This window comes from Oleispirillum naphthae, from assembly GCA_027864655.1.
GTDB lineage: Bacteria > Pseudomonadota > Alphaproteobacteria > Rhodospirillales > Rhodospirillaceae > Oleispirillum > Oleispirillum naphthae.
On sequence record JAQAZG010000001.1, the window covers coordinates 179,359 to 194,253 of the forward strand.

Here is a 14,895-nt window from a genome sequence, read left to right on the forward strand (position 1 = left end):
CGGAGCAGCCGCGATCCCGGCCCCGCCTTACGGCAGCGTCGCGGCGGGGGAAACCAGGGCGTGGAAGGCCGCGAGCACGACGTGCCGGCGATCCAGGTTGACGGCTTCGGCGCGGCGGAACAGATCGCTGACCTTTTCCCACACCTCGACCCATTGTTCAAGGGGCACCGCCAGTGCCGCTCCCTCCGCCCCACCCATGGCCGGGGCTCCCGCGCCGCGCCGCAGGGTCGCGGCGACCCAGCCGGGAAGCAGCCGCGCGCACAGGCGGTAGCGCTCCTCGTCCGCCGCGACGCGCGCCGCGAAGGCGGACACGGCAGCCAGTTCCAGGCGCGGCCAGGCGCGCAACAGGGCCGCAATCTCCGCCGCCAGGGCGTCGCCGTCGCCGCGCGCCAGCATCAGCGCCTCGCCCAGGCTGCCGTCGGCCATGCGCGCCAGGCGGGCGCGGCGCTCCGCGCCCTCCTCCGGCAGCAGGCCCGCCAGGCCCTCGGTCATTTCCGCCTCGCCGAGCGGGGCGAGGGTCAGGCGGCGGCAGCGCGAGCGGATGGTCGGCAGCAGGGAGCCGGGATTGTGCGCCACCAGCAGCAGCACGGAGCGCTTCGGCGGTTCCTCCAGGCTCTTCAAGAGCGCGTTGGCGGCGCTGCGGTTCATCTCGTCGGCGGCGTCCACGACGACGACGCGCCAGCCGCCTTCCGCCGGGGTCTTGGACAAAAAGGCGGCGACGGCGCGCACGTCGTCCACCACGATCTCGGTGCGGCGCTTCGTCATCTTGTCGTCGGTCCAGCCGATCTCGACGGCAATCAGGTCGGGGTGCGCGCCGCTCTCGATGCGCGGCAGGGCCGGATGCGCGAGGTCGAGATCGCGCGCCAGCGGCCGCGGCGCGGCGGGGCCGAACAGTCCCCCCGCCTCCACCGGCGGCGCGGTGAGGATCGCCTTGGCGAGCAGATAGGCGAAGCTCGCCTTGCCGATGCCGCGCGGTCCGGAGATCATCCAGGCATGGGCGAAGCGGCCGGAGGCCCAGGCGTCCGCCACTTCGTTCCACGCCGCGTCGTGGCCGATGAGGCGGCGGACGAGGCGGGGCGGCGTGCCGGAGTCCTCGCTCATGGCGCGAGATCCGGCCAGCGCGCGGCAAGATGCGCGAGGATCGCGGCGTGCACCGCTTCCACCGGGGCGGCGGCGTCGATGACGCGGCAACGCGCTGGCTCCCGCCGCGCGATGTCGAGGAAGCCCGCGCGCAGGCGCTCGTGGAAGGCGACGTCCATGCGTTCGAAGCGGTCCTCGCCGTTGGCGCCTCGGCTCCGCGTGCGGGCGAGCCCCTGCTCCACCGGCAAATCGAGGATGAAGGTGATGTCCGGGGAGAAGCCGTCGATGGCGATCTGCGCCAGGGTCTCCACCGCCTCCCGCCCGAGGCCGTGGGCATAGCCCTGGTAGGCCATGGTGGAATCGCCGAAGCGGTCGCACACCACCCAGGTCCCTTCCGCCAGAGCCGGGCGGATCAGGCGGTTGACATGGTCGCGCCGCGCCGCGAACAGCAGCAGCGCCTCGCTCATCGCGTCCCAGCGCCCGGTCGCGCCGCGCACCAGAAGGCCGCGGATCGCCTCCGCCCCCTCGGAGCCGCCGGGCTCGCGGGTGGCGAGCACGGTCTTTCCGACGCGGCGCAGCGCCGCGCAGAGAAGGCCGACCTGCGTCGATTTGCCGCCGCCCTCGCCGCCCTCGATGGTGAGAAAGCCCCCCCGCGCCACCGTCATCCTATTTCGCGAACCCCCAGAACAGGTATTTCGCCGCCGCCGCGATGCGCCCGGCGAGGCCCAGGCGGTCCACCGATTCCGCAGCCACCAGCGGCCTCTCGATCGGCTCGATGCCCGGCGCGGAGATCTTCAGCATGCCGATCTTCGCCCCTGCCGCCACCGGCGCCGGAATCGGCTGGTCCAGCACCACGCTCACCTTCATCTCGCGGCGCGACGCGCGCGGCATGGTGACGGTGATCGCCTCCGGCGCCTGCATGGCGACGGTGGGTTTGTCGCCCAGCCACACGTCGGCGCTGTCCACGGTCTCGCCCTGCTTGAACAGGGTGACGTTGGTGAACTCGCTGAAGCCCCAGTTGAGCAGGCGCGCCGATTCCTCCGAGCGGTCCTTGTTGGAGTCGAGACCGTTGACCACCAGGATGAGGCGGCGTCCGCCCACCTTCGCCGAGGCGGTGAGCCCATAGCCCGAGGAGTCGGTGTGGCCGGTCTTGAGACCGTCCGCGCCGGGGAAGCGGTAGAGCAGAGGGTTGCGGTTGCCCTGCTTGATGTCGTTGTAGGTGAAGGTCTTTTCGCTGAACACTTCATAGTATTCGGGGAAGCGGCGGACGATCTCGCGGGAGAGGAAGGCGAGATCGTGCGCCGACATCAGCTGGTTCGGGTCGGGCCAGCCGGTGGCGTTGGCGAAATGGCTGTCCTTGAGGCCGAGTTCGCGGGCGCGCCGCGTCATGTGTTCGGCGAAGGCCGCCTCGGTCACGTCCAGGTTCTCCGCCACGACGATGCAGGCGTCGTTGCCCGACTGCACCACGATGCCGCGCAACAGGTCCTCCACCCGCACCTGCGAATGGGGGTGCAGGAACATCGTCGAACTGCCGCTGGCGGCGCCGCCCTTGGACCAGGCGTTCTCGCTCACCGAGAACATCGAATCGAGCGAGACGCGGCCCTCCTCCAGCGCTTCGAGCAGCAGGAACACCGTCATCAGCTTGCTCATCGAGGCCGGCGGCATCGGCTTGTCGCCGGCCTTGTCGAGGAGGACGGCGCCGGTGTCGGCATCCATCAGGAAGGCGTGCGGCGCCTTGGTCGGCATCGCGGCGGCGGCCGAAGACGCGGCAGCCAGCAGCAAGGCTGCGCCGCCCGCGGCGGCGCGCAACCATTTCGACGAGGAGAGTAAAGAGGTCATGTCCACAACAATCGTTCAGCAGGGGAAACGGCGCCGCCCATCGGCGCCGCGTGCGGAGGCATCAGGGAAGAACCAGACGCGCATCCGGAAAGCCGTTGTCCCGCGCCCGGGTGAGCGCGGTTTCCGCGTCGCGCGCGTCGGCGAACGGGCCGAGGCGCACCCGGTGCAGCACCGCGCCGGACGAGGTGGAGACCGGAACGACCTCCACCTGGCCGAGCGCGGCCAGGCGGTCCTTGAGGCGCGCCGCATTGGCCGGGTCGCCGAAGGCGCCGACCTGAACATAGGATTGCGCCACGGCGGCGGTGACGGTCTGCGCCACCGGCTGCGCGACCATCGGCTGGGTCGCCACGGCGGGCGCCGCCCGCGCCACCGGCGCGGCGGAAACCGGCGGCAGCAGTTCGCTCCTCTGCACCGAACCGCCGCCTGCGGGCGCAAGCGAGGCCACCTGCACCGGCGCGGAGGCGAAATCGCTGTCGCCGCGCTGTAGCCGCTCCTTCAGGGCGATGCTCTCCTCGGCGAGAATCTCCACGCGCACCCGCGCCGTGCCCTGGCCGATGAAGCCGAGCGCATCGGCGGCGCGCTTGGAGACGTCGAGAATGCGGTTGCGGGCGAAGGGCCCGCGGTCGTTGATCCGCAGGATCGCCGAGCGCCGGTTCTCCAGGTTGGTCACCCGCACCAGGGAGGGCATGGGCAGGGTGCGATGCGCCGCGGTGAGCGCGTGCATGTCGTAACGTTCGCCGTTGGCGGTGCGCTTGCCGTGGAAGTCCGGCCCGTACCACGAGGCCACGCCTTCCTCGACATAGCGGTAGTCCTCCTTCGGCGTGTACCAGATGCCGTCGATCTGGTAGGGGTTGCCGACCTTGTAGCCGCCGCCGGAGGGTTCCTCCTCCATCGCGCCGCCGAAGGTCTTGGCGGTGTGGGCGACGAGGGTGCTCTCGGCGCAGCCGGACAGCATCAGAGCCACGGCGCCGGTGATCAACAGTGCCGCGACGCCGGATGCAGGGATGTTGCGCGCTGTCGCCATGTCTCCTCCTCGCCTGTCCAGACCCTAACGCGTCGCCAGGGCATCCGCAAGCTGGCCCACCGCCAGGGCGTAGTAGTTGGATCGGTTCCACTTCAAGATGGTGAAAAAGTTGTCGGACACCAGGAACGCCGGACCGCCGTCCGCCTCCGGCAGCATCAGCGCGGCGGTGGCGTCGCTCTGCGGCAGCGGCTTGCCGTTGCCGTCGCGCACCCCGAGCGCCGCCCAGGTCTTGAGGCTGCGCCGCTCCTGCCCGGCGAGCTTGCGGTCGAAGCGCTTGGGCAGGCTCACCGCCCGCCCCCAGCCCTGGCCGCCCTTCCAGCCGGAACGCTTCAGATAATTGGCGGCGGAAGCGAAGACGTCGGCCTTGCTGGCCCACAGGTCCTTGCGGCCGTCGCCGTCCTCGTCCACGGCGAAGCGCACGAAGCTCGACGGCATGAACTGGCACTGCCCCATCGCCCCGGCCCACGAGCCGACCATCCGCTCGGGCGTCACGTTTCCTTCGTCTATGATCTTAAGAGCGTTCATCAGCTCATTGCGAAAGAAAGAACTCCTCCGTCCGTCGTGCGCCAGGGTGGCGAGCGCCGGAATCACCGGAAAACCGCCGGTGACGCGCCCGAAGTCCGTCTCCACGCCCCAAAAGGCGACGAGGAAACGCGGCTGCACGCCGTACTTTCCGGCGATCCGCTCCAGCAGGGCCTTGTTCTCCGCCAGCATGCGGCGGCCCTTGAGGACGCGCGACATCGGCACCACCCGCTCCATGTATTGGCGGTAGGTGAGCTTGAATTCCGGCTGGTTGCGGTCGAGTTCGATCACCCGCGGGATCGGACGCACCCCCCTGAACGCGGCGTCCAGGGTGCTTTCCTTGATCCCCTTGCCGCGCGCCTCGGCGCGCAAATCCTTCAGCCAGAGGGTGAAGTTCGGGTTGGGCGGCGGCTCCAGCGGAGCCAGGGTCTCCGCCGTCACCGGAACCGGCGGCGGCGGCGCGTGGATCGGCGCTTCGTCCTCGGCCCCGGGAGCGGCGGCTTCCGCCGCGGGCCGATCCTGCTGCGGCGCGGCACAGGCGGCAACCAGCAACGCCGCGGCCAGAACCGGCAGGCGCACCCACCTTGCCGAATTGTCTCCGCCGCGTCCACGCAGCCACGCCAAACCCATCGCACACGCTCCACAAGGTTCGCCGCGGATGCGGGGACCCCCAACATCTACGGCCTGTTTCGACTGGAATACCACAGAGGTTGTGCCATACCCGGCACCGCGGCGCAACGCCCCCTTGTTCACCGACCGCCCAGCAGCACCCGCGCCCGCGCCGCGAGGCCGGTCAGCGCCGGATTCTCGGCAACGATCAGGGAGAGCGGAATATCCGACATCCGCGGCGTGTTGCGGCCCTTGTCGGCGAAGGCGGCGACGATCGGCGCAAGGTCGCAGTCCGCGGCCATGCGGGGCACGATGCCGCCGCCGATGAACACCTCATCCGCGCCGAGAGTGAGCGCCAGGTCGCCCGCAATGCGCCCCAAACCGGCGAGGAACACCCCCACCGCCGCCGCGCAGGCCGGGCACTTGCCGCCGCGGGCCGCGGCGACGACGCGCGCCGGAGTGTCGATCTCCGCCGCCGCGCCGAGGATCGAGGCGCAGTCCACCAGCCCCTGGCCACTGACCACGCGCTCGGCGGAGACGCGGCCGAAGCGCGCCTTCAGCGCCCGGGCGATGCGCCACTCGATTTCCGTCTCCGGGGCATAGGTGGCGTGCCCGCCCTCGCCCCGCAGCGGCAGCCACGCGCCGCCCGGCGCAGCGATCAGGCCGGAAGCGCCGAGCCCGGTGCCCGGGCCGACCACCGCCAGGCACTTGCGCGGCACATGGCGGCCCGCCTGCAACACCCGCAGTTCGGCCTCCGCCAGATGCGGCAACGCCAGGGCGAGTGCGGAAAAATCGTTGAGCACCTCCACCACGTCCAGGCCATGGGCATGGGCGATGGCCGCTGCGTCGATGCGCCAGTCGCCGTTGGTGAGCTTGACCACGCCGCAATCCACCGGCCCGGCCACGGCGAGAACCACCCCCACCAGCCCCGCCGCACCGCCGAGATCGGCCAGCGCGCGGGCCAGAGCCTCCTCGAAGGTGGCGTATTGCCGCGTTCCCAGAAGCACCGGAGGCCCCGCCGCGCCGCTGGCGCGCGGCACCGCGGCGAAACGCGCGTTGGTGCCGCCGATGTCGGCGATGAGAACCCAGGGCGCCGGACGATGAGGCATGATGCCCTCCCCTTTCTCGCGATCTGACGGCTCATCCTAGGCTCCCGCCCCGGCCTTTGCCAAGGGCGCGGAAGATGGCGGTTTCAAGAAACCCGCAAGGGAAGACGGGCACGCGATCGCCCAGGTCCTGGCAAGCGGCGCGAAGCGCCCGGGGATGAAAATCCGGACCTGTACGGATTTTTACAAACCGGGGATGGGCGCATCGCCCAAACACCTTCCCAAAATCCCTGCGTTCGGGTATTCCGGTCAGTCTCTGGAAGGGTGGCAGAGTGGTCGATTGCACCGGTCTTGAAAACCGGAGATGGGCAACCATCCGTGGGTTCGAATCCCACCCCTTCCGCCATCCCCATCAAAACAAACTCAACTGCTTCGGCTTGCGCCTGCGCGTAAGTTCGGAAGAGCGCTCGACGAGCCTTTCCGGGATGCGGGCGAGGAAGCGCGACGGCGGCGGAGAGAACGCCGTGCCGTGGCGGGTGCGCCGCGCCGCGCGGGCAAGGACCAGGCGGTCCCCGGCGCGGGTCATCGCGACGTAGAGCAGGCGCGCCTCCTCCGCCTCTGCCTCCGCGTTCTCCGCCGCATCGGGGAAGGCGAACGGCATCAGTCCCTCCTCCACCCCGACGACGAAGACCACGGGGAACTCCAGCCCCTTGGCGGCGTGCATGGTGAGCAGGGAGACGCGGTCGCCCCGCGCATCCTGGAAGTCGGTCTCGATGGAAAGCGCCGCCGCCTCGCGGAAGGCGGCTTCGTCCGCCGCCCTTTCCGCCAGAGCGGCGAGCCAGGGCCGCGCCTCGGAAATATGCGCGATGTCCGCCCCTTCCCGCCGCGTTGCCGCCTCCGCCGCCGCGCCGAGGCGGACGGCAAGCGACTCTCCTTCGCCGAATTCCGCGAGGATCGCGGCGACGCCCGGGTGCGCGGCGATCGGCATCGGCGTGCTCTTGCGGAAGGGAATGCCCGCGCGGTCGAACGCCTCGCGCAGGGCGGCGGATTGCGCATCGGTGCGGTAGAGCACGGCGAAATCGGCGAAGCCCAGGCCCGCCTTGTGCGCGGCGGCCAGCATATCGTGCCCGCCCATCATCCCGGCGATGCTCTCCGCGACGAAGGCGGCCTCCGCCGCTTCGTCCGCCGCGGCATGCAGCGCCACCGGCTCGCCCTGCGGGCGCATCGCCGCGCCCGGAGCGGCCCGCCCCACCACGGCGGCGGCGGCGGCGGCGATGGCGCCGGAAGAGCGGTAGTTGCGCTCCAGGCGCAGGGTGCGCGCCTGCGGGAAATCGGCATGGAAGCGCGCGAAACAGGCGGCCTCCGCGCCGCGGAAGCCATAGATCGCCTGGTCCGGGTCGCCGATGACGCACAGCGCGCAGCCCGGCGCGGCGAGCAGGCGGATCAGGCGGTATTGCCGCTCGTCGATGTCCTGGAACTCATCGACGCAGATGTGGGCGAAGCGCCCGCGCCAGCGCGCCGCGGCGGCGGGGTCGCGCTCCAGCAGGTCGGCGGCGAGGACGACGAGATCGTCGAAATCCACCCAGCCGTTCCGCCGCCCCAGGAGCGCCAGGGTTTCCAGGGCCAGACGTTCCTCGCCCTCACCGGATGCGCCGGTGCGCTTCAGCACCGAGACCGCACGGAGCAGCTTGCCCGCATGGCTCTCGGAAACGCCGAGTGCGGCGGCGAGCGCGGTTTTGCGCTCCGCCTCCGCCGCGATGCGGAAGTCCGGCGGCAAGCCCAGCGCCGCGCCCGCATCGCGCAGGATGGCGAGGCCGAGGGAATGGAAGCTTTCCACCGCGCAGCCCGCCGCCGCGGGCAGCAGGGCGGCAAGCCGCGCCCGCAGTTCCCCGGTGGCGCGGCGGGTGAAGGTGACGGCGAGGCAGGCTTCCGCCGCCACGCCGCGCTCCGCGACGAGGTGGGCGAGGCGGTGCACCAGCATCCGCGTCTTGCCGGAGCCGGGTCCGGCGATCACCGCGAGCGGCCCTTCCGTCGCTTCCGCCGCCGCGGCCTGGTCCGCATCCAGCGCCGCGAGAACGCCGCTTCGGCCCGAGAAGCCGGTTGCGCGCGGCGTAGGCGCGGTTTCCTCCGTTTCCGCCGGTTTCGCCGCGGCGCGCGGCTTGCGCGGCGCATGCACCAGCGGCGCGTCGAACAGCAGTTCGCCCTTGCCGCGGCGGTCCAGCTCGCCGTCCTCGAACAGGCGGATCACGCCGTATTCGCCGTCGTAGCCCGCCTGGCGGATCACCCGGCCCGCGCGCAGGCGGGCGACCGCCTCGCCGAGCAGCGGGTCGGCGGCGGCGATATCCTCCACCGGCACCGCGCCGAGGATGTCCAACTCCGGCCCCAGGCGCGCGGAAATCCGGCCGTAGGCCTGCGCCACCGATTTGGAGGCCGCACCGCTGCCCAGCAGCTCGGAAAGGATTTCCGGCAGCGGCACCAGGCTTTCCACGCGCCCGGCGGTGGGCGGCGGCGGCGCGCCCTCGCCGCGGTCGGCGAGCAGCTCCACGCGGTGCGCCACGCCGATGGTCAGCGGCTTGCCGCACACCGGGCAGCTCCCCCCGAGTTCCAGGGTTTCCCGGGGCGAAAGCCGCACATCGCAGGCGCGGTGGCCGTCCATGTGGTATTTGCCCTCCTCGGGAAAGAACTCCACGGTACCGCCGTAGCCCTCCCCGTTTTCCAGGGCGCGGCGGATGGAAAGGAAGCCGGGTTCGCAGGAAAAGACCGTCGCCTCCCGCCCCAGCTTGGGGGCGGAATGGGCGTCGGAGTTGGAGACCAGGCGGTAGCGGTCGAGCGAGGAGACCCGCCAGTTCATTTCCGGGTCGGAAGAAAGCCCGGTTTCCACCGCGAAGATGTGCCCCGCGAGGTCGCCGTAGCACGCGGCGACGGACTCGAAGCCGGACTGCGCGCCGAGCGCGGAGAACCACGGCGTCCAGATGTGCGCCGGGATGAGGTAGGAGTCCGGGCCGGAGGACAGCGCGATCTCCAGCAGGTCGCGGGAATCCAGGCCGAGGATCGGCCGCCCGTCGGAGGCGATGTTGCCCACCCGCGCCAGCGCCGCGGCCAGCCTGTCGGCGGCGGCGAAATCCGGCAGCAGGATCAGGTGGTGGACCTTGCGGGTCTTTTCGCCCTTCTTGTAGATCGTGGAAATCTCGGTGGTGAGCATGAAGCGCACCGGAGCGCGGCAGGCGGGCGGCAGGGTGCTTTCCACCGCCGCCGCGATCTCCGGACGCAGGCGGAAGAGGCCGTTGCCCTCGGGGACCAGCTTTTCGCGGATTTCCGCCAACCACAGCGGATGCACGCAGTCGCCGGTGCCGACCACGCCGATGCCCTTGCGCGCCGCCCAGAAGGCCAGATGCTCCAGATCGAGGTCGCGGCTGGTGGCGCGGGAATACTTGGAGTGGACGTGCAGGTCGGCGCGGAAGGGCATTCGGGTCAGCCCTCCTCCTCGGAATAGACCGGAAGCGACAGCTTGCGCCACACCGCGAAGAGGCGCAGCGCCAAGGCGGCGGCGAAGCCCATCACCATCGCCGCGGCGCGGTTGAGGGTCAGGATATCGACCGCGACGAACAGCACTGCGCCGAGGATCGCGGCGGTGGCGTAGATTTCTCGGCGCAGGATCAGGGGTTCCTCGCGGCACAGCACGTCGCGCATCATGCCGCCGAAGCTGGCCGTCACCACCCCCATCGCCACCGCGATCTCCGGCCGCGTGCCGAACAGCAGCGCCTTATCCGCGCCGACCACGGCGAAAAGCGCCAGCCCCACCGCATCGGCAACCAGCAGAGCGCCCATGTAGCGCGCGATGCGCTTCGCCAGGAAGAACGTCGCCACTGCGGCCAGCGTGGTGACCCACAGATAGGCGACATCCTGCACCCAGAACACCGGCAACGCGCCGAGCGCGATGTCGCGCAGGGTGCCGCCACCGACCGCGGGCGCAAGCGCCACCACCACGAAGCCGAAGATGTCGTACCGCTTGCGCGCCGCCATCAATCCGCCGGAAACCGCAAACACCGCGGTGCCGAACAGATCCATGGCGTAGAGCAGCGACATGACGAACCTATGCTTCGAAGCCGAAACGGTTGTTGCGCGGGAAGCCGGGCGGCGGCAGGCGGCCGACCTGGGCGCGCTTGCCCCGCCATTCCTCGAACTCCGCGATGGTGCGCACCCCGGCTTCGGTCTTCCATTGCAGGCCGTCGGCGGCGGAGAACACCCGCAGGTCGGCGAGGTCGCCGCCCTTGAAGAGATCGGCCCCCTTGCCGAAGCGTTGCAAAATCACGCCGCGGCCGCGCGCCATTTCCGGAATCTCCGCAAGCGGGAACACCAGGAGGCGGCGGTTGCGGCCGACCGAGGCGACGCTGTCGCCGCTATCCGCGGTGCGGCAGAAGGCCGCGGCCTCGCCGTCGTTGAGGTTGAGAATCTGCTTGCCGGTGCGGGTTTGCGCCACCACCGAATCCTCGGCGACGATGAAGCCGTACCCCGCCGTGGAGGCGACCAGCAGCTTGCCGCCGCCGCGGTAGATGCGCATGCAGACGATCTCCGCATCGTTGGGCATGTCGAGGTGCAGGCGCAGCGGCTCGCCGAAGCCGCGGCCGCGCGGAATCCTGTCGCCCAGCAGGGTGTAGAACCGCCCGTTGCTGGCGAAGAAGAGGATCTTGTCGGTGGTCTGCGCCGCAAGGGTGAGCGCAAGCGCGTCGCCGTCCTTGAACTTGGTCTCGCCGTTGACCTCCGCATGGCCCTTGAGCGCGCGGATCCAGCCCTTCTGCGACAGCACGACGGTGATCGGCTCCTTCTCGATGAAGGCGTCTTCCGGCACGTCGGGCAGGTCGGCGGCGGCGCCGAAGCCGGTGCGGCGCTTTCCGAGCGGCGTATCCTGGCCGAACTTGCGGCCGGTCTCCGCGACCTCCTCGTCCAGGCGCCGCCAGCGCAGCGCCGGATCGGCGAGCAGCGCGGTCAGTTCCTTCGCCTCGGCGGAGAGGGCCTTGTGTTCCTTGCGGATCGCCATTTCCTCGAGGCGGCGCAGGGAGCGCAGGCGCATGTTGAGGATCGCCTCCGCCTGCACCTCGGTGAGGCCGAAGGCCTCGGCCAGCGCCACCTTGGGCTCGTCCTCTTCGCGGATGATGCGGATCACCTCGTCGAGGTTGAGGAAGCAGATGAGGAAACCGTCGAGAACTTCGAGCCGGTGCCGGATGTGCGCCAGGCGGTGACGCGAGCGCCGCTCCAGCACCACGTGGCGGTGGTCGAGGAACTGCTTCAGCACCTCGCGCAGGTTCATCACCGCGGGCACGCCCGCGGCGTCCAGCACGTTCATGTTGAGCGAGAAACGGGTTTCCAGGTCGGTGGTCTTGAACAGCTGTTCCATCAGCAGTTCCGCATCCACCGAGCGGGTCTTCGGCTCGAGGACGAGGCGCACGTCCTCGGTGGATTCGTCGCGGATGTCGGCGAGGAGCGGCAGCTTGCGCATCGACATCAGTTCGGCGATGCGCTCCACCAGCTTGGACTTCTGCACCTGATAGGGAATCTCGGTGATCACCACCTGGTAGAGGCCGTGGCTCAGCTTCTCCACTTCCCAGCGCGCCCGCAGGCGGAAGCCGCCGCGCCCGGTCTCGTAGGCCTCGCGGATCGTCGCCGGGTCGTCCACCAGAAGGCCGCCGGTGGGAAAGTCCGGCCCCGGAACGAAGCGCGTGAGTTCGCCCGCCGTCGCCTCCGGATGGGCGATGAGGTGGCGCAGCGCGGCGCACAGTTCGGCGGCGTTGTGCGGCGGAATGTTGGTGGCCATGCCTACCGCGATGCCCGCCGCGCCGTTGGCGAGCAGGTTGGGAAAGGCGGCGGGGAGAACCGTGGGTTCCTCGTCCTCGCCGTCGTAGGTGGCGCGGAAGTCCACTGTGTCCTCGTCCAGGCCTTCCATCAGGGCCTGCGCCACCTCGGTGAGGCGGGACTCGGTGTAACGCATCGCCGCCGCGTTATCGCCGTCGATGTTGCCGAAGTTGCCCTGCCCCTCGATCAGCGGATAGCGCACCGCGAAGTCCTGGGCGAGGCGCACCAACGCCTCGTACACCGCGGAATCGCCGTGCGGGTGGTATTTGCCGATGACGTCGCCGACGACGCGGGCGCACTTCTTGAAGCCGGACGCCGGGTCCAGCTTGAGCTGCCGCATCGCGTAGAGCAGGCGGCGGTGCACCGGCTTCAGCCCGTCGCGCACATCCGGCAGGGATCGCGACACGATGGTTGAGAGCGCATAGGCGAGGTAGCGGTCGCCCAGGGCCTCGCTCAACGGAACGTCCAGGACGTTCTGCACGGGTTCGGATGTCGTCATCGGCCCTTCACCACTCCTTGTCTACGCACGCGTGCGCCCCAGGCGCTCGATCAGCCGTTCCCGCGCCTCGGGGAACGGCCGCCCGAGAACGTCGAGGACGTGCCGCCGCAAAAAATAGCCGGTCACCGCCAATCCCGCCACCACATCCGCATCCGGCGCGGGACCGGTGCGGCGGAAGACTTCCGGGAACGGCAGCAGGCGGTCGCGGTAGCCCTCTCCCGCCGCGCCGCACACCGCGCCGCCGCTCTTCGGAGAGACGTAGCGCAAATCCTCGGTGGTCCCGGTGGCGGCGCAGTCTTCCAGGTGCAGGCCGAAGCCCATGGCTTCCAGCAGGCCGCGCTCGAAATCCGCATAGGCCGCCGCCCACTCGGCCTCGGGAAGCCGCGCCAGCAGGCCGGTGCACAGGTCGAAAAGGTCGGGGTGCGGCTCCCGCTCCGGCAGCACCGCATCGAGCAGGCCGCAGGTGGAGACCAGTGCGGCGAGACGGCCCGCGTCCTCCATCACCTCCGGCGGCACCGCGGCCCCGGCCTCGCAGGTGAAGCCGCCCAGATGCTCCTCCAGGCGCGCGCGCCAGCGCAGGGAGACCTGGGAGCCGGGTTCCAGGCCGCCGCGCATCCGCCGCGACTGCCCGCCCTTGACCAGACCGGCATGGCGGCCGTGGCAGCGCGTCAGCGCGGTGAGCACCACATCGGCCTCGCCGTGCCTGCGCCGCCCCAGAACGATGCCCGCGTCCTCCCACTCGACCATCCGGATCACATTCCAAATATCATGCAGCGCATGAAGAATGGACCATTACGCGTTGAAATCCAATCCCCAATCCCGGTAGCGTTCCGGATCGTCCAGCCAGTTGTCGCGCACCTTGACGAACAGGAAGAGGTGCACCCGGGTTTCCAGCAACGCCTCCAACTCCTTGCGCGCCGCCGCGCCGATCCCCTTGATGCGCGTGCCGCCCTTGCCGAGGACGATGGATTTCTGGCCGTCGCGCTGCACGTAGATCGTCTGCTCGATGCGCACGCTGCCGTCCTCCTTGTCCTCCCAGGACTCGGTTTCCACGGTCATCGCATAGGGCAGTTCCTGGTGCAGCTGCAGGAACACCTGTTCGCGGGTGATCTCCGCCGCGAGCAGGCGGTTGGGCATGTCGGAGAGATGCTCGGGGTCGAACAGCCACGGCCCGGCGGGCATTTCCGCCGCCACCGCATCGAGGATATCGGCGACGCCGTCGCCGCCCGCCGCCGCGACCATGAAGGTGCGGTCGAAGGCGAGCGTGTCGTTGACCTGTTGCGCCAGACCGAGCAGCGCATCGCGCCGCACCAGGTCGATCTTGTTGAGCACCAAAAAGAGCTTCCGCGGCCGCGGTTCCGCGAGCCTGGCGAGGATGGCGCGCACGTCGGAGGTCAACCCGCGGTGCGCGTCGATCAGCAGCATCACCACGTCGGCTTCCTGCGCCTCGCTCCACGCCGCGGCGACCATGGCGCGGTCGAGCCTGCGGCGCGGCGCGAAGATGCCGGGCGTATCGACGAAGGCGATCTGCGTGTCTCCATGCTGCATGATGCCGCGCACCCGGGCGCGCGTGGTCTGCACCTTGTGGGTGACGATGGAAACCTTGCCGCCGACCGCGGCGTTGACCAGGGTGGATTTGCCTGCATTCGGCGCGCCGAGCACGGCGACGAAGCCGCAGCGGGAAGCGAGGGAATCTTTCGTCATGTGTCCATGTCCGCGATGAAGTCGAGAAGAACGGTGGCGGCGGCTTGTTCCGCGATGCGTTTGGAGGTGCCCTCCCCCTCCGCCTCTCCGGTTTCCGCCACGGCGACGCGGACGCGGAAGACGGGTGCGTGCGAGGGGCCGGTGCGCTCCACCACCGTATAGGCGGGCAGCGGCAGGCCGCGGCCCTGCGCCCATTCCTGCAGCGCGGTCTTGGCGTCGCGCGGCGGCCGCGCCACCCGGGCGATGCGTTCGCCCCACAGGCGTTCCGCGATCGCCCGCGCCGCGTCGAACCCGGCATCGGCGAACACCGCGCCGAGAACCGCCTCGCAGGCGTCGGAGAGGATCGAGGGATTGGCGCGTCCGTTCTCCTTCGCCGTGCCTTCGCACAGCAGGATCTCGCGGTCGAGGCCGAGCTCCAGGGCGATCTCGGCGATCGTCTCCTGGCAGACCAGCGCGGTGAAGCGCCGCGACAGGTCGCCCTCCGGCTCGCCGGGGAAGCGCCGCCACAGCATTTCCGCCACAGCCAGGCCGACCACCCGGTCGCCGAGGAACTCCAGCCGCTCATAGGGCGACGGCGCATGCGCCGCCTTGCCCCGCGAGGACGACAGGCTGGGGTGGGTCAGCGCCTCGCGCAACAGGCCGGCATCGGCGAAGGTGTGGCCGAGGCGGCTTTCCAGCGCGGCGAAATCGGGTTGGGAGGAGGCCGGGCCGCTCATCGCGCG

12 protein-coding genes and 1 tRNA gene are annotated in these 14,895 nt (G+C 70.5%); 1 reads left to right on the forward strand and 12 read right to left on the reverse strand.

The annotated features are described in order from the left end of the window. Positions 1 to 27: 27 nt before the first annotated feature. The 6 genes from O7R11_RS00850 to O7R11_RS00875 all read right to left on the reverse strand — a co-directional run bounded on the left by O7R11_RS00850 (position 28) and on the right by O7R11_RS00875 (position 6,183). Entirely contained in the window at positions 28 to 1,101 is a 1,074-nt protein-coding gene (locus tag O7R11_RS00850) for a DNA polymerase III subunit delta' (protein ID WP_337995579.1), read from the reverse strand. Next, entirely contained in the window at positions 1,098 to 1,745 is a 648-nt protein-coding gene (gene tmk, locus O7R11_RS00855; RefSeq protein ID WP_337995580.1) for a dTMP kinase, read from the reverse strand. The genes O7R11_RS00850 and tmk overlap by 4 nt, the downstream gene beginning before the upstream one ends. 1 nt (position 1,746) lies before the next feature. Beyond that, the gene (locus tag O7R11_RS00860; RefSeq protein WP_337995581.1) at positions 1,747 to 2,919 is read right to left on the reverse strand and encodes a D-alanyl-D-alanine carboxypeptidase family protein; all 1,173 of its coding nucleotides are present in this window, start codon (positions 2,917 to 2,919) and stop codon (positions 1,747 to 1,749) included. 61 nt (positions 2,920 to 2,980) lie between these two features. Further along, a complete protein-coding gene (locus O7R11_RS00865) occupies positions 2,981 to 3,943 on the reverse strand; it encodes a septal ring lytic transglycosylase RlpA family protein (RefSeq protein WP_337995582.1) in 963 nt (320 codons plus the stop codon). A 24-nt stretch (positions 3,944 to 3,967) separates the two neighbouring features. After that, on the reverse strand, positions 3,968 to 5,095 hold the full coding sequence (locus O7R11_RS00870) for a lytic murein transglycosylase (protein WP_337995583.1): 1,128 nt from the start codon (positions 5,093 to 5,095) through the stop codon (positions 3,968 to 3,970). A 119-nt stretch (positions 5,096 to 5,214) separates the two neighbouring features. Next, complete coding sequence (locus O7R11_RS00875) at positions 5,215 to 6,183, reverse strand: glucokinase (RefSeq protein WP_337995584.1); 969 nt, start codon at positions 6,181 to 6,183, stop codon at positions 5,215 to 5,217. A gap of 255 nt (positions 6,184 to 6,438) precedes the next feature. Between O7R11_RS00875 and O7R11_RS00880 the strand changes: the two genes are divergently transcribed. Beyond that, positions 6,439 to 6,526, forward strand: a tRNA-Ser gene (locus O7R11_RS00880). 6 nt (positions 6,527 to 6,532) lie between these two features. On the opposite strand, the gene O7R11_RS00885 is transcribed toward O7R11_RS00880, so the two are convergent. The 6 genes from O7R11_RS00885 to rnc are packed head-to-tail and all read right to left on the reverse strand — an operon-like array spanning position 6,533 to position 14,889. After that, on the reverse strand, positions 6,533 to 9,586 hold the full coding sequence (locus tag O7R11_RS00885) for a UvrD-helicase domain-containing protein (protein ID WP_337995585.1): 3,054 nt from the start codon (positions 9,584 to 9,586) through the stop codon (positions 6,533 to 6,535). 5 nt (positions 9,587 to 9,591) lie between these two features. Further along, on the reverse strand, positions 9,592 to 10,206 hold the full coding sequence (locus O7R11_RS00890; RefSeq protein WP_337995586.1) for a trimeric intracellular cation channel family protein: 615 nt from the start codon (positions 10,204 to 10,206) through the stop codon (positions 9,592 to 9,594). 7 nt (positions 10,207 to 10,213) lie between these two features. Next, positions 10,214 to 12,469: a DNA topoisomerase IV subunit A gene (parC, locus tag O7R11_RS00895; protein ID WP_337995587.1), complete on the reverse strand. Its 2,256-nt coding sequence runs from the start codon at positions 12,467 to 12,469 to the stop codon at positions 10,214 to 10,216. 21 nt (positions 12,470 to 12,490) lie between these two features. Then, entirely contained in the window at positions 12,491 to 13,216 is a 726-nt protein-coding gene (gene recO / locus O7R11_RS00900; RefSeq protein WP_337995588.1) for a DNA repair protein RecO, read from the reverse strand. A gap of 45 nt (positions 13,217 to 13,261) precedes the next feature. Then, a complete protein-coding gene (era, locus tag O7R11_RS00905; protein ID WP_337995589.1) occupies positions 13,262 to 14,173 on the reverse strand; it encodes a GTPase Era in 912 nt (303 codons plus the stop codon). Continuing rightward, positions 14,170 to 14,889 (reverse strand): ribonuclease III, encoded by a 720-nt coding sequence (gene rnc, locus O7R11_RS00910; RefSeq protein WP_337995590.1) that lies wholly within the window; start codon positions 14,887 to 14,889, stop codon positions 14,170 to 14,172. Before rnc ends, era begins: the two co-directional genes overlap by 4 nt. Positions 14,890 to 14,895: the final 6 nt, after the last annotated feature.